Raw genomic sequence first — 20,504 nt, 5'->3', positions numbered from 1 at the left:
TGGCTGAGAGCCGGCTGGGTAATCCGTGAGGATGGCGCATGATCTCGGGTCCCCGGCCTCCGGATCGGGAACCATCCGCAGTCTCATCCCCGCCCGCATCGACCGGCTCAGCTGGTCGCCGTTCCACACCAGGATCATCATCGCCCTGGGTACGGCCTGGGTCCTCGACGGGCTCGAGATCACCGTGGCCAGCGCGGTCGGGCCGGTCCTCGCCGAGCAGGAGACCCTGGCCCTCAGCTCGGCCCAGGTCGGGTTGATCGCCACCGTCTATCTGCTGGGTGAGGTGTTCGGCGCGCTCTTCTTCGGCCGCCTCTCCGATGCGATGGGCCGGCGGAACCTGTTCATCGTGACCCTCGCCGTCTACCTCGGCGGCAACGCTCTCACCGCCCTGACCTGGGGCAACGGCCCAGCGGCACTGGTCTTCCTGTATCTCACCAGATTCATCGCGGGAGCCGGTATCGGTGGCGAGTACGCCGCGATCAACTCCGCGATCGACGAGATGATGCCGGCCAAGTACCGGGGCCGGGTCGACATCGGGGTGAACGGCACCTACTGGGGTGGCGCGATCATCGGCACGCTCGGGACGTACATCCTGCTCAACAACGTGTCGCTGAACTGGGCGTGGCGGATCGCCTTCCTGATCGGCCCGGTCATCGGCCTGGCGATCTGGGGTCTGCGCCGGCACCTGCCGGAGAGCCCGCGCTGGCTGATCATGCACGGCCGGGAGGCGGAGGCCGAGGAGAACATCGCCCGGATCGAGCGGGCCGCCGAGGCGTCCGGCCAGACGCTGGCGCCGGTGGACGACGCGAAGGCGATCGACATCCGGCCCAGCCGGCCGCACGGTTACCTGTCGCTGCTGCGGGTGCTGTTCAAGGTCTACCCGTCCCGGTCGACGCTGGGCGCGACCCTCATGATCACGCAGTCGTTCCTGTACAACGCGATCTTCTTCACCTACACGATGGTGCTGACCAAGTTCTACGGCGTCGACGAGAAGGCCGCGCCGCTCTATCTGGTGGCGTTCGCACTGGGCAACCTGATCGGCCCGCTCACCATCGGGCGGCTCTTCGACACGGTGGGCCGGCGGAAGATGATCTCCGGTACCTATCTGCTGTCCGGCGCGCTGTTGGCGATCACCGCGGTCCTCTTCAACGAGGGCCTGCTGAACGCGACGACGCAGACGATCGCGTGGAGTGTCATCTTCTTCTTCGCGTCGGCGGGGGCCAGTTCGGCGTACCTCACGGTGAGCGAGATCTTCCCGCTGGAGATCCGGGCCCAGGCCATCGCGGTCTTTTTCGCCATCGCGCAGTGCTTCGGCGCGATCGGGCCGGTCTTCTACGGCGCGCTGATCGGCGAGGGCGACGACCCGAACCGGCTGTTCATCGGTTTCCTGATCGGCGCCGCGGTGATGGCGGTCGGCGGCATCGTGGAGGCGATCCTCGGCATCGACGCCGAGGGCAGGTCGCTGGAGGATGTGGCGACGCCGCTGTCCGCCGTCACCACGCGTCCCCGGGCGACCGGCTGATTCACACCAGGCCGGCGCTGCCCGCCAGCGCGGCCGCCTCGGTACGGCTGGACACCCGCAGTTTCCGCAGCAGCGCCGCGGTCAGGCGTTTCACCGTGCGCTCGGAGACGTGCAGCAGCCCCGCGATCTCGTTGGTCGACGAGCCGGTGGCGATCAGCCGGAGCAGCCGCCGGTCGTCGTCGTCGAGCTGGACGGTGGCCGGCAGCGTGCCGGCCGGGCGGCTCCGCTCGACCAGCATGCTCAGCAGCGGCGCGGGCAGCAGGGCCCAGCCCGCCAGCGCGGCCATCAGTGGCTGGGTCAGCTCGGCGGGCTCGCCGGTCTTCGGCAGGAAGCCCGCCGCGCCGGCCCGCAGCGCGTCGAGAGCCTGTTCCGGATCGTCGCCGCGGGACATGGCGAACACCCGGGCCCGGGGAGCGGCCGCGCGGACGGCCGTGATCGCCTGGACGCCACCGGGTGCCGGCATGTGCAGGTCGACGAGAACCAGATCGGGGACGGCGTCACGGACCACGCCGGCCGCGTGCGCCCCGTCCCCGGCGGTGGCCACGACTGTGGCCCGGCCGCCGCTCACCTCAGGAAGCAACAGCTCCAGGCCGCGCACGAAGGCGGCATGATCGTCCACGACTGCTACCCGGATCCCGTTCTGCATGACGCACGGGATGCCCCTCCTGGGCCAAGCTATACATCCGATCCGGCTCGGGTCGCCTCAGCGCGGGTGCGCCGCCGTGAACGCCGCGATGTACTCGTCCAGCCGCTGCTCCGGGCGCCAGCCCAGGCCGGTCGCCTTGGTGATGTCGGCCTGGCCCCGGACCCGCTCGCCGCGCCGCTCCGCGACCAGCGTGAACTCGGTGCCGAACATCTCGGCGACCTTGGCCAGCGGCCACTCGCAGCCGGTGCCGAGCAGGTAGCCGTCACCGGAGCCGCTGCGGGCCACCAGCACCAGGCCGCGGACGATGTCGTCGATGTGGGTGAAGTCGCGGGTCTGGGTGCCCGGGGAGACGACGGTCAGCGGCTCGCCGGCCAGGTACTGCCGCTCGAATATGCCGATCACCGTGGCGTACTTGCCGTGGGTGATCTGGCCGGGGCCGTAGACGTTGTAGAAGTAGGCGATCGCGTAGTCCAGGCCGAACCAGTTCGAGTAGTTCTTGATGTACTCGATGTTCTTGGCCTTGGTCCACGCGTACGGGTTGAGGTTCTCGTCCTCCCCGTCGTTGCCGAACTTGGAGCTGGACCCGGCGTAGATCAGCTTCGCGCCGTGCCCGGCCGTGAACTTGACCACCTCCTTGGTGCCGAGGAGGTTGAAGTCCCAGGTCAGGTCGTGGTCGTCGAAGGACTGCGGAATACGCGAGTACTCGCCGAGGTGGAAGACCAGCTCGGGTGCCGGGAGACCACGGTCGGCCCAGATCTTGGCGATCTCCGCGGTCGACCCGTCGATGTAGGTGACCCGGGGGTCGTGGACGTGGTTCTCCGGGGTTCCGGTGAAGTAGTTGTCCAGCGAGATCACCACGGCGTCGGGGAAATCGTTCAGCAGCGACCTGATCAAGGAGCTGCCGACGAATCCGGCGCCACCGGTGACCAACAGGGTTCGGCTCAACGTGTTTCCCATCTTCCGGTCCTCGCAGCGCCGACCAGGCTACCCAAGCCTTCCCCCGGGAAACCAACTGCTCAGCCCGTATTACCCGGTGCGGCCGTGACGCCACTCTGTGGTCGTCACGGCCGGGCGACAGGGGTTGCGATCACCACCGGGAGGGTGCCGGCGGAGCGACCACCGGCGGACGGTCGTCGCAGGTGATGACATTCGGGACGTACGGCCCCAGCCATCCACCGTCGTTGCCGCCACGGTCGGTGAGGGCGAACTCGGAGCCCTCCGGCGTGAACCGGAACCGGCCGCAGTTGTTCACCCCGACCGCCCCGACGTTGCGGGCGTCCACGTTCTCGAACGAGGCCGATCCGCCGGCACGGGCGCTGAGCACGCTGGTGCCGGTGCCGTCGACCCGGATGTCCTTGAACGTCACGCCGTCGATCGAGTAGAGGTCCTTCACGCCCCACTCGGCGACCAGCATGATCGCGTTGTACGTGCTGTCCAGGTAGTGGTCACCGGTCACCTGGACGTCCGCGCCGATGCTGCCCTCCAGCGCGTACATCCAGATCGCGCCGAGACCGATCCTCCAGTTCAGCTCGTACGTCCCGGCCCGCACCGTGGTGTTGCCGGTGAACCGCAGGTGCCCGGTGAACGGCTCGGCGCCGAACCGGGTCCCGGCGTGCAGGGCGCTGCCCTCGCGCACCGGGTCGGCGATCAGGTTGTTCGACACGGTGGTGTCGTGGCCGCCGTAGATCGCGATGCCGTTGGCCAGGGTCGGCGACTGGACGGTGTTGCGGTCGAAGACGTTGCCCGAGTCGGCGGTCTTCTCCGACCACATGGCCAGCGCGTCGTCGCCGGTGTTGCGGACGAAGTTGCCGCGCACCACCGAGTTCACCACCCCGGTGTGGAAGTTCAGGCCGTCCGCGATCTGGTCGACGATGACGTTGTTGGTGATGCGGGTGTTCGACATGGGGCCGTCGAACCACAGGCCGACCTTGGTGTGCTGGATGTGGAGCCCGTCCACGCTGGAGTCACTCATCGCGCCGCCGATGGCGTTGACCTGGTCGGTGTCGATCCGCTCGCGGACGTCGCCCTGGATCGCGAACCCGGACAGGTGCACGTTGCGGCTGCCGCCGTCGGCCGCGTCCCGGCCGTAGAAACCGGCGCCGGTGTGCACCGAGCCGTCCGGAGCGGGCTCGCCGAGGGCGACCGCACGGCCCTTGATGATCGTGTACCAGTTGCCGGCCCCGGTGATCGTCACGTCGTCGACCAGGATGTGCCGGTTCACCTGGAAGACGCCGGGCGGCAGGTAGACCCCGCGGTGTGCCCGCTTGGCGTACGCGATCGCCTTCTCGATGGCGGGCGCGGAGTCCCGGCGGCCGGTCGGGTCGGCGCCGAAGAGCAGGACGTTGACCCCGGAGAGGTCGATCTTCGGGGCGCCGGCCAGCTCGGAGTCGAGCAGGTCGATGGTGGTCGGCACGTCGCGCGCGGTGAGCCGGACCCGGTCGCCGGCCCGGACCGTGTGCCCGAGCAGGAGCCGCTGCTCGTCGTAGAAGTGGGCCGGCCGGAACGGCTTGGTGATCACCGGTTTCGGCTCGATGGCGGCCGGCACACAGGCGCACTCGGTGATCCACCAGTCCGGGTGCAGCAGGTCGGCTCGAGGGTCGTTCGTGAACGGGTACTGGTTGTAGAGCCAGGAGTACTGCGAGGTCAGCGTCATGGTGCGGGTGCCGTGCCGGGTGGTCACCGACAGCGGCGCGGTGATCCCGCCGCCCTCCGGCGCGTCCGGGATGCTGTAGCGGACGGTGATCGCGTTGGCGGCCCGGGGCAGGGTGAACTCCACCCACTCGCCCGGGTCGAGGGTGACGGCGGACCGTCCGGACGCCTCGGCGGGCAATGTGTAGGCGGTGCGGTCCGGGCCGATGACGGTGCCGTTGGTGGCGGCCTTCTCGGCCTCCTGCTCCAGGAAGGGAACGTTTGCGCCGCGGCCGGCGACCAGCGCGGGATCGAGGGCGGCCCGGGTGACCGCGGTGGGCGTGGGAGCGGCCGCGGCCGGCGCGGCGAGACCGGCCGCGCCGGTCACTATGCCGAGAAGAAGGGCGGACCAATGGTGGGACATCGATGGCTCCATGGGAGAGACGGTGAGCCGACGATAGATGTCCGGTGATCTAACTCACAAGAGCCCGTCGCTGAATTTCAAGTTTCTGCTCTCTTCTTGCAATGAATAGCAAGTTTGAGGCGTGAACGGTGCAGCCCGAACTCTGACCATCTGGTGTGATCTTGCGGGGTGGGCGTTAAGGTGGTTCACGGCCCCGCCGAGAGGCGCTGCAACGGATGTCCGACTCGGGCTCCGCCACGCTCGGCGCGGGTGAAGATGACGAAAGGGCGCCTCCTGAGAGGGAGGAGCCCTCTTTTCATGAGCGACAAACTTCGATCCATCAACGGCCTGGACTTCGCGGTCGCCGATCTCTCGCTCGCCGAGGCCGGCCGCCACCAGCTCCGTCTCGCCGAGCACGAGATGCCCGGCCTGATGTCGCTGCGCAAGGAGTTCGGTGACTCGAAGCCGCTGCGCGGCGCCCGGATCGCCGGCTCGCTGCACATGACCGTGCAGACCGCCGTACTGATCGAGACCCTGGTCGAGCTGGGCGCGCAGGTCCGCTGGGTGTCCTGCAACATCTTCTCCACGCAGGACGAGGCGGCCGCAGCGACCGTGGTCGGCCCGACCGGCACGGTCGACGCGCCAGCCGGTGTCCCGGTGTTCGCCTGGAAGGGCGAGACGCTGGAGGAGTACTGGTGGGCCACCATGCGCCTGTTCGACTTCGGCGACGGCCAGGGCCCGAACATGATCCTCGACGACGGCGGTGACGCCACCCTTCTGGTGCACAAGGGTGTCGAGTTCGAGGGCGCGGGCGCCGTCCCGCAACCCACCGAGGACGACGTCCACGAGTACCGGATCATCCTCGAGACGCTGCGCGCGAGCCTGGCCTCCTCGAAGGACCGCTTCACCAAGATCGCCGCGGAGATCAAGGGCGTCACCGAGGAGACCACCACCGGTGTGGCCCGGCTCTACAAGCTCGCCAAGGAGGGCACCCTGCTCTTCCCGGCGATCAACGTCAACGACGCGGTCACCAAGAGCAAGTTCGACAACAAGTACGGCATCCGCCACTCCCTGGTCGACGGCCTGAACCGGGCGACCGACGTGATGCTCGGCGGCAAGCTGGCCGTGGTCTGCGGTTACGGCGACGTCGGCAAGGGCTCGGCGGAGACGCTGCGCGGTCAGGGCGCCCGCGTGGTGGTCACCGAGATCGACCCGATCTGCGCGCTGCAGGCCTCCATGGACGGCATGCAGGTGGTCCGGCTCGAGGACGTGGTGGGTGAGGCCGACATCTTCATCACCACCACCGGCGGCACCGACATCATCACGGTCGAGCACCTGTCGGCCATGAAGCACAACGCGATCGTCGGCAACGTCGGCCACTTCGACGACGAGATCGACATGGCCGGGCTGGCCAAGGTCGCGGGCATCGAGAAGATCGAGATCAAGCCGCAGGTGCACGAGTGGCGCTTCCCGGACGGCCACTCGGTGATCGTCCTCTCCGAGGGCCGCCTGATGAACCTGGGCAACGCGACCGGTCACCCGAGCTTCGTGATGTCGAACTCGTTCACCAACCAGGTGATGGCCCAGATCGAGCTCTGGACCAAGCCGGGGGCGTACGAGAAGCAGGTCTACGTGCTGCCGAAGCACCTGGACGAGAAGGTGGCCCGGCTGCACCTGGACGCGCTCGGCGTCCGGCTGACCACCCTCACCAAGAAGCAGGCGGAGTACCTGGGCGTGGACGTCGAGGGCCCGTTCAAGCCGGAGCACTACCGCTACTGATACACCAGGGGTGATCGTCGCCAGAAGCGGCGATCACCCCTTTTTGCCCAAATATCCTGTGATCATGATGATTCGTCGCTTGATCACAGTAATGGCGGCCGCTGTTCTGGCCGCCCTGCCGGTCACCGCCGCGACCGCGGCCCCGGCCCGTCCCGTCAGCCCGGAGGCGGAGTTCCTGATCGCCGCCCATCAGGGCAACCTGGCCCAGATCACGGCCGGGCGGCTGGCCGCCCGCAAGGGCGAGTTGGGTTCGGTCCGCAAACTGGGGAAACGGTTCGTGGCGTACCACCGCAAACTCGACGCGCAGGTGCGCGCGGCCGCCGAGGCGCTGGAGGTCCGGCTGCCCGCCGAGCCCAACTCGGAACAGCTCACCCTCAACGAGCAGTACCAGGCCGCGTCCGGGCGGGCGTTCGACACGCTCTTCGTGAGCACCCAGATCTCGGCGTACGAGCGGGCCGCCAAACTCGCCCGGATCGTGCTCCGGACGACCACCGACCCGATGGTGCGGAAGATCGTCGTGACCGCCGTCCCGGCTATCGAGAAGAATCGTGACGCTTTGACCGCGGCCCGAAACCGAATCGCCCTGGAGCAGCCGCGACAATGATCGAATGAGTTACGAGGGGATCCTGCTTTTCGTTCTGGGCGCGGTCTGCGTGATCGTCGCCGTCCGATGGGTCACCGAGAAGACCGGCCTCCCGGCGGCGGTCCTGCTGACCCTGATCGGCATCCTGTACGCCTACCTGCCGGGGCCGAACCTCGACCTCGATCCCGAACTCGTCCTTACCTTCATCCTGCCGCCGTTGCTCTACAACGCGGCACTCGATTCGTCGCTGCTGGACATCCGGCACAACATGCGTACGGTGATCAGCCTCTCGGTGGTGCTGGTGCTGGTCACCGCGCTCCTGATCGGCCTCGGCTTCTCGCTCTGGGTGGCCGGGGCCACCCTGGCGGCCGGCGTGGCGCTGGGCGCGACCGTCGCGCCGCCGGACCCGGTCGCGGCGCTCGCCGTCGGCCGCAAGGCCGGGCTGCCCGGCAAGCTGGTCACCCTGATCCAGGGTGAGGGCCTGCTCAACGACGCGACCGCGCTGACCATCCTGACCGTGGCGGTGGCCGCGTGGCGGGACGGCAACTTCAACTTCGACAACGCGGTCGGCCAGTTCGTCATCTCGGCGTCCGGCGGGGTGCTGGTCGGCGTGGCCGTGGCCTACGCGGTACGCATGCTCAAGGCCCTGCGCTACGACCCGCTCAACGCCAACGCCCTCTCCCTGATCACCCCGCTCGCGGCATACCTGATCTGCGAGAACTCGTTCGTCCACCACTACGTCACGATCTCCGGCGTGCTGGCCGTCGTGGTGGCCGGCCTGATCGTCGGCCACGACACCCCGCGGTACACGACCGGCGCCAGCCGACTCCAGGTCAGCGCCGTCTGGCGGCTCATCGACTTCCTGCTGGAGGGCATGGTCTTCCTGCTCATCGGCCAGCAGGTGCCCCACGTGGTGCGGGGCTTGGCCGAGTACGAGACCAGCACCATCCTGATCGCTCTGGCCATCACGCTCGGCGTGGTGCTGCTGCTGCGCCCGCTCTGGCTGGTCACCACCCAGTGGCTGCCACGCTCGCTGCACACCCGGTTGGGCGGCCAGGACGAGCCGGAGACCGACGTCGAGAAGCGCGAGGCCCCGCTCACCGGCAAGGAGGTGGTCGCGCTGAGCTGGGCCGGCACCCGCGGCGTCATCACGCTGGCGGCGGTCTTCACCCTGCCGATCGGCTTCCCGGACCGCGAACTGCTGCGCTTCTGCGCGATCGCGGTGGTGCTGGTCACCCTGGTCGGGCAGGGTCTCACCTTCGCGCCGCTGATGCGCTGGCTGGGCCTGCGCGCCAACCAGACGGACAAGGCGAAGCTGCGCAACGAGGCCCGCTCGGCCGCCGTGATCGTTGCCCTGGACCGGCTCGACGACATCCAGGAGCAGCAGCACGACAACGTCGAGGACGAGGCCATCGAGACGATGCGCACGCAGCTCCAGTTCCGGCTGGACCGCTACCAGCGGCGACTCGACCTGCTGGAGCAGGTCGAGTCGCACGAGGTGCCGGAGTCGCCGCAGTACGAGGCCGCGCTCATGGTCCGGCAGGCGGTGATCGACGCCGAGCGCGAGGAGCTGCTGCGCTGGCGCGACGCGGGCCGTCTCGACGACGACAACCTGCGCATGCTCAACCGCGAGCTGGATCACGAGGAGCTGATCCTGCCGAAGCGCCCTTCGGGCTCCTAGACCGGCAGGTCGCGGCGGCGCAGGGCGATCAGGCCGGCGCCGCCCAGACCGGCCGCGATCAAGATCAACATCATCAGGGGTACGGTCGTGAGGTCCCCGCCCGGAAGATGCGGGACGTGGGTGAACGGCGAGATGTCGAGCACCCACTGGTCCACCTCGAGCAGCGGGCCGACCAGCATCACCAGCAGGCACGCCGCGACCGCCGCCCAGGCCGCCTGGGCCAGCCGGGGAGCCGCGCCGACCAGCAGCACGGTCAGCCCGGCCAGCACCCAGACCGCGGGCAACTGGGCGATCGAGGCGCCCAGCACCGGCCCGGGGTCGCCGTGCACCAGCCCGGCCGTGAGCCCTTGGGCGAGCAGTGCGGCGGCCGGGCCGAGCAGCGCGAAGAGCAGGTGGCCGGTGGCCCAGGCGTACCGGTTCACGGCGGTGCTGAGCACCGCCTCGGCGTGCCCGGTCTGCTCCTCGTCACGCATCCGCAGCGCCGCCTGCACGGCATAGCAGGACACGATCACCCCGCAGATCGCGGCGGTGGTGGAGAAGTAGTTGTCGAGCACGGCGTCCGCCCCGCCGAACCGGCTGAACACCTCGCTCACGTTCGCCGAGTCCTCGGTGAGCTCCGCCACGCTGCCGGCGACCCCGCCGAAGACCAGCCCGAGGGCGGCGAACCCGCCGGTCCAGCCGAACAGCAGGCCGCGGTGCAGGCGCCAGGCGAGCGCGACCGGCGAGTTCAGGCCCGCGGCCGCGGTGGCCGGTCCGAGCCGTCCGGCGACCAGGGCGCCGCCCACATCACGCCGGGTCGAGAGGTACGCCGCGGCGCCGACCGTGGCGACGGAGACGACCAGGGTCAGCAGCGCCGGCCCCCAGGCGTCCGCCCCGAACGGGAACACCCGGTGCAGCCAGCCGACCGGGGACAGCCAGGACAGCCACTCCATCCGCTCGTCACCGAGCGCCGAGATGTCCCCGCCCATCCGCAGCACGTAGGCCGCGCCGAGAACCAGCACCGCGATCGTCCGGGCGCCACGGGCGGTCTCGCTCACCTGCGCGGCGACCGCACCGACCCCGGCAAAGACCCAGCCGCTCAGCGTGAAGACCGCGCCCAGCGCCACCGACCCGCCGGCCGGCAGCCCCTTGCCGATCAGGGTCACCACCACCAGCACGCCCATCACGAGGCAGGCCGCGGCGGTGCCGAGCACGGCGGCGGCGAGCTGCGCGAACCGGCCGACCACGGTGGCCCGGATCAGCTCGGTCCGGCCCGCCTCCTCGTCGGCCCGGGTGTGCCGGATCACCGTGAGCAGTGCGGCCAGGCCGATCATCACCGGTACGAAACCGCCACGCCAGACCGTCAGCTCGCCGATGCTGTCGCCGTGCAGTGGACCGTAGAGGGCGACGAATCCGGCGTTCCCCGAACTGATCCGGGCGTAGTCGATCCGCTCCTGCGCGGTGGCGAAGAGGGTGTCGAACCCGGTGACGTAGACATACGGCAGGAGCCCGAGCCCGAGCACCCAGAGCGGCATGGCGACCCGGTCCCGGCGCAGCACCAACCGCAGCAGGCTGAGGGTGCCGGTCATCGCGCGGTCTCCTCGTCCCGCGTGTAGTGGCGCAGGAACAGTTCCTCCAGCGAGGGCGGCTGACTGACCAGGCTGCGCACCCCGGCGGCGACCAGCGCTTTCAGGGCCGGCTCCAGGGCATCGGCGTCCACGTCGAAGGCCACCCGGCCGTCTTCGGTGATCAGGTCGTGGACACCGGCCAGGTCGCCCAGCCCGTTCACCGGGCCGGTCAGCTCGGCACGGATCGTGGTCCGGGTGAGGTGGCGCAGGTCGCCGAGGGTGCCGGTCTCCACGACGCGGCCGGCCCGGATGATGGTGAGCCGGTCGCAGAGCGCCTCGACCTCGGACAGGATGTGGCTGGACAGCAGCACGGTCCGGTCGCCGCGCCGCTTCTCCTCCAGGATCACCTCCCGGAAGGCCTCCTCCATGAGCGGGTCGAGGCCGGAGGTCGGCTCGTCCAGGAGCAGCAGCTCCACATCGGAGGCGAGGGCCGCGACCAGGGCCACCTTCTGCCGGTTGCCCTTCGAGTAGGCCCGGCCCTTCTTGCGCGGGTCCAGCTCGAACCGCTCGATCAGGCTGTCGCGCCGCTTCCGGTCGACACCGCCACGCAGCCGCCCGAGCAGGTCGATCACCTCGCCGCCGGTGAGGTTGGGCCAGAAGGTGACGTCACCCGGCACATACGCCAGGCGGCGGTGGAGTTCGGTGGCGTCTGCCCAGGGATCACCCCCGAGCAGCCGTGCCGATCCGCCGTCGGCCCGCATCAGCCCCAGCAGGACCCGGATCGCGGTGGTCTTGCCCGCCCCGTTCGGCCCGAGGAACCCGTGCACCTCCCCGGTGCGGACCCGCAGGTCCAACCCGTCCAGCGCGGTGACCGCGCCGAACCGTTTGATCAGTCCCTCAGCGTCGATGGCCTCGGACATGGATCGCCTCCATCACGAATCAACCAGCCGATCCAGTGCCTTGAGTGCCTGGTCGGCCTGCTCTCGCGTGAGGAGTGGCTGAGTGAAGATCTCCACCGAGGCCCGGATCATGCGCAGATAGCCGGGCAGCTCACCGGCGTCCTCACCGAGGACCGCGGTGAGCTGGTCGCGCATCACGAACATGCCCAGCTTCATGGCGCCCAGGACCGCGGCGAAGGCACGCGGATCCGCCGACTGGAGCGAGGTGCCGGCCAGCCACTGCTCGCCGTGCTCGACGGCCTGGGTGAACATCGCCATGCCACGTGGCGAGCCGTCCATCAGGGACCGCACCAGATAGCGCTGGAGCACCAGGAACTCGGGGTCGACCGGGCCGAACGTGCCCAGCTCGGTGAACCGCATCTGGATCTGGACGACCCGGCTCATCGCCCACTCATCGCAGGCGTCACGCAGGCCCTCCTTGGACCCGAAATGGTGCCGCAGCAGGCCCGAGGAGACACCGGCGGCCTGCGCGATGTCCCGGATCGAGGCGCTGGCGACACCACGCTCGGCGAAGAGCGCGATGGCCGCTTCCCGGATCCGGGCACGGGCGGTCAGGTCGCTACCACTACTCACACGTGTAGCGTACTACACGATCGTGTAGCTTGCCATCGTCGCCTATCCACCGTTGACCGTCGCCTCGGTCACCGCGCTGGCGCTCAGCTCCCAACGGGCCAGCAGGTCGGCGTAGGTGCCGGAATCGATGAGCCGTTGCAGGGCGGCGCGCAGGCAGTCCCGCAGGGCAGTGTCGTCCTTGGCCACCGCGATCCCGAAGAGCCCGGTCTCGTACTGCTGGTCCGAGGCGAGCTGGAAGAAGGCGCTGGTCCGCTCGTCGGTGGCCAGGAACGAGGCGGGCGGGTAGTCCTGCAACACCGCCGCCACCCGCCCGGTCCGCAGTTCCATCAGCGTGTCGGCGTTCGTCACCAGGCGGTGAATGGACATTCCCGCGGCGCCGCACTTCGCGCGGATCCGCTGGAGCATCTCCTCCTGGTAGGTGCCCTTCTCGGTGGCGACCGTCTGCCCGCACAGGTCGTCGAGTTCGGTGATCCCCTTCACGTTGCCCCGCTGCACCAGGATCGACGTGCCGGTGGAGAGATAGTCGACGAAGTCCGCCTTCGCCTGCCGCTGCTTCGTGTCGGTCATCGACGAGAGCACCCCGTCGTAGGTCCCGGCCGCCACCTCGTCCAGGGCCGTGTCGAAGGCGCCCACCACCATCTCGACCCTGATGCCGAGCACGTCGCCGAGCGCCCCGGCCAGGTCCGCGTCGAACCCGATGATGGTGCGCCCGTCCGCCGCGAAGTACTCCATCGGCGCGTAGCTGGCGTCGGTGACCAGCCGGATGAGACCCCGGGCCCGGACCGCCTCGGGCAGCCTGTCGTGCAGTTGCTGGTCCATCGTCACGGTGCCGGTCGCGTCGAGCCCACCGGCCTGCACCGTGTCGTCGGCCCGGGTGCAACCTCCGGCCGCCAGCACGAGGGCGAGCCCGGTGGCGGCGATGGTCCGGCGCAGTGGCGTCATCGAACGGCCCCCTCGGCTTCACTGACGGTCTTCGGTACCTCGAACTCGGGCGCCACCTGCGGCCACGGCACCGGGCGCCCGATCAGGTAGCCCTGCGCCTCGTCGCAGCCCGCCTCGACGAGCCAGCGGTAGATCTCGGCGGTCTCCACGCCCTCGGCGGTGGCCCGGCTGCCGAGCCCGTGCGCCAGCTCGATCACCGAACGGACGATGGCCCGGCTCCGCGGGTCGTCGATGACGTCCGAGACGAATCCCCGGTCGATCTTGATCTCGTCGACCGGCACCTCCCGCAGGTGCGAGAGGCTGGTGTATCCGGCGCCGAAGTCGTCGACCGAGATGCCGACGCCGAGTGCCGCGATCTCGCCGATCACCCGGGCGGCGGCCTCCCCGTCGCCGGCCAGGGCGGTCTCGGTGACCTCCAGGACCAGCCGGCGGGCCGGCGTGCCGGTCTCCGCGAGCAGGTTCGCCACCAGCTCCGGGAAGCCGGGGACCTCGAGGTTGCGGGCGGACACGTTGACCGAGACGGCCCACTGCTGTCCGGCCGCGGACCAGCCCACCTGGTCGGTCAGGGCACGGCGCAGCACCCACTCGGTGAGCGGGACGATCAGCCCGGAGTGCTCGGCGGCCGGCAGGAAGTCGCCCGGCGGAACCAGCCCTCGCTGCGGGTGCTGCCAGCGGACCAGCGCCTCCAGCGCGCGGACCTCGCCGTCGGCTAGGTTGACCTTGGGCTGGTAGTGCAGCACCAGTTCGCCGCGTTCCAGGGCGTGCCGCAGCTCGGCCTGCACCACGAGCCACTGGTGCGAGTGGCCGATGCCGTCGCCGGAGTAGACGACGATGTCGGCGGTGCCGCGCTTGCCCTGGTACATCGCGATGTCCGCGCGCTGCTTGAGCTCCTCCAGCCGCCCACCGTGCTCGGGGAAGAGCGCGATGCCGAAACTCGCCTCGATGCTCAGCGGCACACCGTCGAGCACCATCTCCTCGGACAGCCGCTCCCGGATCTTCGCCAGCAGCGCCACCGCCTCGGGCCCGGTACGGCCCGGCAGGAACAGCGCGAACTCGTCACCACCGAGCCGGGCCAGGATGTCCCGCTCGCCGAGCCGGGCCCGGAACCGGTCGGCCACGATCCGCAGCAACTCGTCGCCGGCGTGGTGGCCCAGGGTGTCGTTGACCTCCTTGAACCGGTTGAGGTCGACCAGCACCACGGCGCCCGGCTGCCCGTCCCGCAGCGACTCGGCCAGCCCGGCCTCCGCCCAGGTACGGAACGCCGCCAGGTTGGGCAGACCGGTCAGCGCGTCGTGAAGCGCGTTGTGCCGCTGATCGGCGGCGTACCGGCTCAGCGACCGGGTGGTCCACCAGGCGAGCAGCCCGAGCACCAGGTAGAGGGCCACGAGGCCGCCGGCGATGCGCTTGGAGGTGTGCACCAGTTGCGCCTGGAGGCGGTCGTCGATCCGCTGGTACGGCAGGTACACCTCGAGCACCCCGACCGACTGCCCGGTGTTGAGGAACAGCGGCCGCATCACCCGGATGGTCCGGGTCCGCCCGGTGACCACCCGGGCCTGGGGGTGACCGGAGGCGGCGGACCGGAAGTCGGGGTCCGAGACCGGGACGCCACTGCCGGTCGAGCCGTCGTCGGAGAAGATCACCCGGCCGGTGAACCCGCGTACCCGCAGGTGCTGGACCGAGCCGTCGTACACGGCGATCTGGGTGGCCTCACGCATCCGCTCGAACTGCTCGGCGGTGAGTCCCCGCCGGCTCAGGTCGGCGTCGCCCAGGGTGGACGAGCCACCGCTGTTCAGGACGGGCGCGATCACCATCCGGGCGATCACCTCGGCCTGGGCCAGCCCCTGCTCGCGGCCCTGTGCGGCCGCGTCCCCGCGATAGTCCTGGAGCAGGAGAGCACCCAGGGCGACCACGGGCAGGAGACTGGCCGCCGCGTAGGTGGCGAACAGCCGGGAACTGCTCCGCACTCGCGGAAGGCGGCGACGGACCCGCGGGAACCACATGTGCCACTTGATCGACCCGGAGAGGTCGGGGTTGAGGATTCGGCGTGGCGGCCGCCAGACATCGAAGAACGACACAATGAGTGCCGGGAACATCGCCGAGTGATTGGACCGAGCGTGCACAGAACCATCGGGGTGCTGCTGGAAGACCTGGCGGATCCGTTCTCCGGCGTCCTGCACCGGGCCGTCGAGGAGGAGGCCCGGACCCGCGGCGCGCGAGTGCTCGCCGGCGGCCCGGCCGGGGAACTGGCCCACGTCCTCCAGCACTGCCGGGCCGACGGTCTCATCGTGGTGCCGTCCGGTGCCGATCAGTCGTACCTGGCCCGTTTCGCCGGCACGCCGATCGTCTGCGTGGACCGCCCGCCGACCGGCTTCGAGACCGACGCCGTGGTCTCCACCAACGTGGCGGGCGCCGCCGCGGCGGTCCGGCACCTGACCGCCCGGGGCCACCGCCGGATCGCCTACCTCGGCGGTCACCAGGACTCCCCGACCGCACGGGACCGTTTCCGGGGCTACCGCCAGGCGCTCGGCGACCGGCCCGGTCCGGTGGTGCACGACCTGGACGGCGAGAGCACCGCGGAACGCGCCACGCTGGCCCTGCTGCGCCGCCCGGACGCGCCGACCGCGCTGTTCGCCGGGCACGACCCGATCACGCGGGGCGCGGTCCGGGCGCTGCGCCGGGCGGACCGGCACCGTTCGGTGGCGCTGGTCGGCTTCGACGACTTCCCCCTCGCCGACCTGCTCGAGCCGGCGGTCACCGTGGTCGCCCAGGACGCGGCCCGGATGGGCCGGGTGGCCGTCGGCACGCTCTTCGAGCGCATCGACGGCCACGAGGGGCCGCCGCGCGAGATCCGGGTGCCGACCACCCTCGTCCCGCGCGGCAGCGGTGAGATCCCTACGGGAAGTTGACGACGTACGACGGGACCGTCGCCGTCCCCTGAGCCGGTCCACCGGTGGTGTTGACGACGTGGTCGATGACCCCGTTGCCGCCCAGTGACACGGTCAGCAGGTTGTGCAGCCTCACACCGGACCTGACCGGCACCTCGAACCCGCGGTCCGCGTGGATCGACGGGTTCACGTTGAAGTAGCAGTAGCTGCCCATGCCCCACGCCTCGTGCGTGGTCACCGAGTCGGCCACCTTGTACGCGGCGTACCCGTTGGCCCCGGTCCGCCAGGCGGCCTGAGTCGGCGGGTCGTACGGCATCTCGTTCTGGAGGAAATAGGTCCGGCCGCCGTTGCCGTTCCAGATCACCTCGTACTTCTGGTAGTGCTCGACGAAGAGCCCGTACCCGATGACGTCCTGGCCGTTGACGATCAGGCCGCTGTCACCGGTCGCGACGTTCCACCCGTACGTCCCGGCGTTGCCGTGGTCGGCCCGCCAGGCCCAGATGTGGTCGACGATCACGTTGTTGCTGTTCACCAGCAGGCTGTTGGTGGCCTTGCCGGCGATGTAGCCGCCGATCCGGAAGAACACGTCCTGCACGGTCGACGGGTTGGCGGCGTGGTTGGCCGACGATCCGTTCGGGCCCATCACCAGCAGGTTCGCCGAGTTGGTGGTGCCCGCGTCGAACAGGATGCCGGCGATCTTCACACCGTCCACATCGGCGACCTGCATCGGGGTCACGCCGTTCACCGGGATGATGGTGGCGTAGCCGAGGCCGAGGACGACGGTGTTCGCCCGGGTCACGTTGATGGTCTGGTCGATCTGGTAGATGCCCGGCTGGAAGATCAGGTTCAGGCCCTGCGCGAGCGCCTGGTTGATCCGCGCCGCGGTGTCACCCGGCTTGGCCACGTAGAACTGGCTCAGCGGGATGCCGGCACCCGGTGTGTTGCCGTTCGCCCAGCTGACACCGCTCGAGTTGGTCCGCAGGCTGGGCACGAAAACCGCGTAGTCTCCGCCGCTCTGGTAGAGGTACGGCTTCTCCCGGATGACCGGCGTGGCCGCGATCGTGGTGTAGGGCGGGTTCGGGTAGGCGGCGCCCGACGGGGCGCCCTGCACACCCAGGAACATCTGGTTCCAGACCGCGTTGGTGTTCGACGCGATCTGGCTGTTCCGGGTGAACCACTGCTGCTGCGAGTACTGGCCCTCGGAACCGCTGATCCGGGAGTCGGCGATGTAGCCACCGGAGGCCCAGCCGTAGCCGTTGGGCGCCAGGTTCAGGTCACCGTGCACGTCCATCCGGCGGAACGGCGCCGCCTGCGACACGGCCCAGCGGTTCGCCCCGTTCACCGGGTAGACCGACAGGTTCTCGGTGGAACGCCAGAAGTTCTGGGTGGCGTTGCCCTGGAACCAGCCGGCGTCCACGGTGATGTCCCCGTTGATCCGGACGTCCTGCGGGTTCTGCCCGAGGCCGACCACCGAGGTGTAGAAGCCGACCTGGATGTTGAGGTTGTTGTAGGTGCCCGGCTTGAACGCCAGCACGTACCGGCCGGTGCCGAATTGGGCCGACTCCTGCTGACGGAAGATCTCGTCGGCGCGGGCCTGGATGGTGGCCGACGACATCGACGGGTCGAAGACGACCACGTTGGCGCCGAGGCTGCCGCCACCCGGGACGGTCGGCCCGCCGGTCTCGCCGAAGACCTTGAACTCCCACAGCGAGTAGCCGTAGGTGGTGGTCCGCTGCGTGCCGTACATCCGCACGTACCGGCCGGTGCCGGTGACCGCCACCGACTGGTTGCCGCCGGTCGAGGTGGTCGTCGAGTAGACCGTGGTCCAGCTGGACGCGTTGTCGGAGACCTGGATCTGGTACGCCTTGGCGGCCGCGGTCTCCCAGTTCAGTTCGACCCGGGTGATCGCCTGGGAGGTGCCCAGGTCGACCTGGAGCCATTGGGGATCGGTGAAGGCCGACGACCAGCGGGTGCCGGTGTTGCCGTCGACCGCCTCGGCGGCGAGGTAGGCGCCCGGCGCCTCGGTGGACGAGGCGGTGGCCGGCTTTCCTTGCGAGAGCAGGACCTCGGCGGCGGCCGCGCTGCTGCCGGTGATCGTGGTCAGCCCGGCGACCAGCACGGCCACCAGGCCACCGGCGGCACCGCGCCGCCAGGGGGAGCGTCTGGGAACGGACATGGCATCTCCTAGGACGGAGGAGTAATGATCATGGGAGAGCGCTCACCCAGCACCTGACGCTAAGAGTTCTCCGGTTCACAATCCAGACTTCGGCTCGGTTCCGGAACCGGCGCGGGTTTTCCCAGCTCATCGCGCGTTCTCGCTGGCCGGGGCGATTCGGGCCCGTCAATAACAGGGATTCCGGAACCGGTTCCGCTAGCGTTCGTCACAACTCACATCTGGGGTTCTCAGCGCATAAACGACGGAGCCCTCCACCCGGCGGGGTGAAGGGCTCCGAAGAGGACGAGCTCAGCCGAGGTCGACCGACGGGTAGAGCGGGAACGGCGCCAGCAGCTCGGTGGCCTGCTTGCTGATCCGGTCGGCCAGGGCCGGGTCCAGGTTGAACTTCGCCTTCGACCCCTCGGCCGGCGTGGTCGCCGACAGCACGTTGTGGATCAGCTCGGCGATCTGGTCCATCTCCGCGACGCCCAGGCCGCGGCTCGTCAGCGCCGGCGTGCCGATCCGGATGCCCGAGGTGTACCAGGCGCCGTTCGGGTCCTGCGGGATCGCGTTGCGGTTGGTGACGATGCCGCTGTCCAGCAGCGCCTGCTCGGCCTGGCGGCCGGTGATGCCGAACGGGTGCACGTCGATCAGCACCAGGTGGTTGTCAGTGCCGCCGGAGACCAACCGCACACCCCGCTTCAGCAGACCCTCGGCGAGCGCCTGGCTGTTCGTGACGATCTGCTGCGCGTAGGTCGCGAACTCCGGCCGGCGGGCCTCCGCGAACGCGATCGCCTTCGCCGCCATCACGTGCGGCAGCGGGCCACCCAGCACCATCGGGCAGCCGCGGTCCACCTGGGCGGACAGCTCCGGCTGGCAGAACACCGCGCCACCGCGCGGGCCGCGCAGGCTCTTGTGCGTGGTGGTGGTGACGATGTGCGCGTGCGGGATCGGGTTGAAGTCGCCGGTGAACACGCCACCCGCGACCAGGCCGGCGAAGTGCGCCATGTCCACCATGAAGGTGGCACCCACCTCATCGGCGATCTCGCGCAGCGTCGCGAAGTTGACCTTCCGGGGGTACGCCGAGTAGCCGCCGACGATCACGGCGGGCTTGAACTCCCGGGCCGTCTCCCGCAGCGCCGCGTAGTCGATCTGGCCGGTCGCCATGTCCACGCCGTAGCTGCGCTGGTCGAACATCTTGCCGGAGATGTTCGGCCGGAACCCGTGGGTGAGGTGGCCACCGGCGTCCAGCGACATGCCGAGCAGCCGCTGGTTGCCGAACGCCTGCCGCAGCTCGGCCCACTCGGCGTCGGTCAGGTCGTTGATCTGCCGCTTCTCGAACTTCTTCAGGTACGGCACCTCGACCCGGTCGGCCAGGATCGCCCAGTAGGCGACCAGGTTCGCGTCGATGCCGGAGTGCGGCTGAACGTAGGCGTACGGCGCGCCGAACAGGGCCTTGGCGTGCTCGACGGCGATCGACTCGACGGCGTCGACGTTCTGGCAGCCGGCGTAGAAACGACGGCCGATCGTGCCCTCCGCATACTTGTCGGAGAGCCAGTTACCCATGGCCAGCAGAACAGCCGGGGAAGCGTAGTTCTCACTCGCGATCAGCTTCAGCGACTCACGCTGGTCGGTCAGCTCCTGCGCGATCGCGTCGGCGATCCGCGGCTCCACGGACCGGACCACCTCGAGGGCGGCGCGGAAGGCGGTGGATTCGGCGTTCAACTCAGGCATGGGACCTCCCTATCACGAAGCGAAGAGGCCCAGGCGCACGGCAAGTCGTCATCTCGACGAGGCCGCTCCCCGATGGTCAACCATCCGAACGCGCCAGTCACGGCCTGCCCGCCAGCATACCGGCGCCGCTTTCCACGGGCACGCCCATCGCAGGTCACCCACACCACTTTGCCGCGGCCTCAAACCCTCTTCCGGTACGCCCGGAGCACGGCCCTCGGCTACGGCCCTCGGCTGTCGCCGCTGCCGCCGAACTCTTGATCGCCCCCGTGACGACAAGACACCAGCGGCAGCGGCTGTCCTTCCGGCTGCTGTCACCGAGTCCGATGCCGGCGGGGGCGATTTGGTTCGCCGATTCAGATCACGAAAAAGTAACGGCGCTGATTTCGGGCAAAAAGAAAGGCCCACCCCGGATGGGGTGGGCCTTTCTATCACGTTGAGTCCGGCGGCGTCCTACTCTCCCACACCCT

The 20,504-nt window shown here is 69.7% G+C and carries 15 protein-coding genes and 1 riboswitch; of the genes, 5 read left to right on the top strand and 10 right to left on the bottom strand.

Annotated elements, in window-relative coordinates:
• Positions 1–31 precede the first annotated feature (31 nt).
• Entirely contained in the window at positions 32–1,522 is a 1,491-nt protein-coding gene (locus IEZ13_RS40630; protein ID WP_183227010.1) for an MFS transporter, read from the top strand.
• A 1-nt stretch (position 1,523) separates the two neighbouring features.
• On the opposite strand, the gene IEZ13_RS40625 is transcribed toward IEZ13_RS40630, so the two are convergent.
• The 3 genes from IEZ13_RS40625 to IEZ13_RS40615 form a co-directional block, all read right to left on the bottom strand.
• Complete coding sequence (locus IEZ13_RS40625) at positions 1,524–2,168, bottom strand: response regulator transcription factor (protein ID WP_183227012.1); 645 nt, start codon at positions 2,166–2,168, stop codon at positions 1,524–1,526.
• A 57-nt stretch (positions 2,169–2,225) separates the two neighbouring features.
• Positions 2,226–3,125 carry an NAD-dependent epimerase/dehydratase family protein gene (locus IEZ13_RS40620; protein WP_183227014.1) on the bottom strand — a complete coding sequence of 300 codons (900 nt, stop codon included), beginning with the start codon at positions 3,123–3,125 and terminating at the stop codon, positions 2,226–2,228.
• 130 nt (positions 3,126–3,255) lie between these two features.
• On the bottom strand, positions 3,256–5,220 hold the full coding sequence (locus tag IEZ13_RS40615) for a glycosyl hydrolase family 28-related protein (RefSeq protein ID WP_229795660.1): 1,965 nt from the start codon (positions 5,218–5,220) through the stop codon (positions 3,256–3,258).
• Positions 5,221–5,517: 297 nt separating this feature from the next.
• On the opposite strand from IEZ13_RS40615, the gene ahcY reads away from it, so the two are divergent.
• The 3 genes from ahcY to IEZ13_RS40600 all read left to right on the top strand — a co-directional run bounded on the left by ahcY (position 5,518) and on the right by IEZ13_RS40600 (position 9,242).
• The gene (gene ahcY / locus IEZ13_RS40610) at positions 5,518–6,978 is read left to right on the top strand and encodes an adenosylhomocysteinase (protein WP_183227018.1); all 1,461 of its coding nucleotides are present in this window, start codon (positions 5,518–5,520) and stop codon (positions 6,976–6,978) included.
• Between the two features lie 64 nt (positions 6,979–7,042).
• Positions 7,043–7,582, top strand: a complete 540-nt coding sequence (locus tag IEZ13_RS40605; RefSeq protein WP_183227020.1) for a DUF4142 domain-containing protein — start codon at positions 7,043–7,045, stop codon at positions 7,580–7,582.
• Positions 7,583–7,586: 4 nt separating this feature from the next.
• A complete protein-coding gene (locus IEZ13_RS40600; RefSeq protein ID WP_183227022.1) occupies positions 7,587–9,242 on the top strand; it encodes a Na+/H+ antiporter in 1,656 nt (551 codons plus the stop codon).
• On the opposite strand, the gene IEZ13_RS40595 is transcribed toward IEZ13_RS40600, so the two are convergent.
• Genes IEZ13_RS40595 through IEZ13_RS40575 form a run of 5 tightly spaced genes read right to left on the bottom strand, consistent with a single transcriptional unit; the run spans position 9,239 to position 15,227 of the window.
• Positions 9,239–10,810, bottom strand: a complete 1,572-nt coding sequence (locus tag IEZ13_RS40595) for an ABC transporter permease (protein WP_183227024.1) — start codon at positions 10,808–10,810, stop codon at positions 9,239–9,241. The two genes, IEZ13_RS40600 and IEZ13_RS40595, sit on opposite strands and share 4 nt — an antisense overlap.
• Positions 10,807–11,709 carry an ABC transporter ATP-binding protein gene (locus IEZ13_RS40590; RefSeq protein ID WP_183227026.1) on the bottom strand — a complete coding sequence of 301 codons (903 nt, stop codon included), beginning with the start codon at positions 11,707–11,709 and terminating at the stop codon, positions 10,807–10,809. The genes IEZ13_RS40595 and IEZ13_RS40590 overlap by 4 nt, the downstream gene beginning before the upstream one ends.
• Before the next feature lie 12 nt (positions 11,710–11,721).
• Positions 11,722–12,321 (bottom strand): TetR/AcrR family transcriptional regulator, encoded by a 600-nt coding sequence (locus tag IEZ13_RS40585; RefSeq protein WP_183227028.1) that lies wholly within the window; start codon positions 12,319–12,321, stop codon positions 11,722–11,724.
• Between the two features lie 42 nt (positions 12,322–12,363).
• Positions 12,364–13,263 carry an ABC transporter substrate-binding protein gene (locus IEZ13_RS40580; RefSeq protein ID WP_183227030.1) on the bottom strand — a complete coding sequence of 300 codons (900 nt, stop codon included), beginning with the start codon at positions 13,261–13,263 and terminating at the stop codon, positions 12,364–12,366.
• Positions 13,260–15,227 carry a putative bifunctional diguanylate cyclase/phosphodiesterase gene (locus IEZ13_RS40575; protein ID WP_229795658.1) on the bottom strand — a complete coding sequence of 656 codons (1,968 nt, stop codon included), beginning with the start codon at positions 15,225–15,227 and terminating at the stop codon, positions 13,260–13,262. Before IEZ13_RS40575 ends, IEZ13_RS40580 begins: the two co-directional genes overlap by 4 nt.
• A 150-nt stretch (positions 15,228–15,377) precedes the next feature.
• Between IEZ13_RS40575 and IEZ13_RS40570 the strand changes: the two genes are divergently transcribed.
• On the top strand, positions 15,378–16,169 hold the full coding sequence (locus IEZ13_RS40570; RefSeq protein WP_229795655.1) for a substrate-binding domain-containing protein: 792 nt from the start codon (positions 15,378–15,380) through the stop codon (positions 16,167–16,169).
• Here the strand turns inward: IEZ13_RS40570 and IEZ13_RS40565 are convergent.
• Complete coding sequence (locus IEZ13_RS40565; protein WP_183227036.1) at positions 16,156–18,324, bottom strand: discoidin domain-containing protein; 2,169 nt, start codon at positions 18,322–18,324, stop codon at positions 16,156–16,158. The two genes, IEZ13_RS40570 and IEZ13_RS40565, sit on opposite strands and share 14 nt — an antisense overlap.
• 288 nt (positions 18,325–18,612) lie before the next feature.
• Positions 18,613–20,037 (bottom strand): glycine hydroxymethyltransferase, encoded by a 1,425-nt coding sequence (locus IEZ13_RS40560; protein WP_183227039.1) that lies wholly within the window; start codon positions 20,035–20,037, stop codon positions 18,613–18,615.
• Positions 20,038–20,057: 20 nt separating this feature from the next.
• Positions 20,058–20,148: riboswitch (ZMP/ZTP riboswitch) on the bottom strand.
• Between the last annotated feature and the right edge of the window lie 356 nt (positions 20,149–20,504).

It is taken from the genome of Actinoplanes campanulatus (genome assembly GCF_014647795.1).
GTDB lineage: Bacteria > Actinomycetota > Actinomycetes > Mycobacteriales > Micromonosporaceae > Actinoplanes > Actinoplanes campanulatus.
This window is presented reverse-complemented; position numbering and strand designations above follow the sequence as displayed.

Bases quoted from the DNA above. Each gene is read 5' to 3' on its own strand.
- IEZ13_RS40630 (WP_183227010.1), top strand. From the start codon at position 32: ATGGCGCATGATCTCGGGTCCCCGGCCTCCGGATCGGGAACCATCCGC.
- IEZ13_RS40625 (WP_183227012.1), bottom strand. From the start codon at position 2,168: ATGCAGAACGGGATCCGGGTAGCAGTCGTGGACGATCATGCCGCCTTC.
- IEZ13_RS40620 (WP_183227014.1), bottom strand. From the start codon at position 3,125: ATGGGAAACACGTTGAGCCGAACCCTGTTGGTCACCGGTGGCGCCGGA.
- IEZ13_RS40615 (WP_229795660.1), bottom strand. From the start codon at position 5,220: ATGTCCCACCATTGGTCCGCCCTTCTTCTCGGCATAGTGACCGGCGCG.
- ahcY (WP_183227018.1), top strand. From the start codon at position 5,518: ATGAGCGACAAACTTCGATCCATCAACGGCCTGGACTTCGCGGTCGCC.
- IEZ13_RS40605 (WP_183227020.1), top strand. From the start codon at position 7,043: ATGATGATTCGTCGCTTGATCACAGTAATGGCGGCCGCTGTTCTGGCC.
- IEZ13_RS40600 (WP_183227022.1), top strand. From the start codon at position 7,587: ATGAGTTACGAGGGGATCCTGCTTTTCGTTCTGGGCGCGGTCTGCGTG.
- IEZ13_RS40595 (WP_183227024.1), bottom strand. From the start codon at position 10,810: ATGACCGGCACCCTCAGCCTGCTGCGGTTGGTGCTGCGCCGGGACCGG.
- IEZ13_RS40590 (WP_183227026.1), bottom strand. From the start codon at position 11,709: ATGTCCGAGGCCATCGACGCTGAGGGACTGATCAAACGGTTCGGCGCG.
- IEZ13_RS40580 (WP_183227030.1), bottom strand. From the start codon at position 13,263: ATGACGCCACTGCGCCGGACCATCGCCGCCACCGGGCTCGCCCTCGTG.
- IEZ13_RS40565 (WP_183227036.1), bottom strand. From the start codon at position 18,324: ATGTCCGTTCCCAGACGCTCCCCCTGGCGGCGCGGTGCCGCCGGTGGC.
- IEZ13_RS40560 (WP_183227039.1), bottom strand. From the start codon at position 20,037: ATGCCTGAGTTGAACGCCGAATCCACCGCCTTCCGCGCCGCCCTCGAG.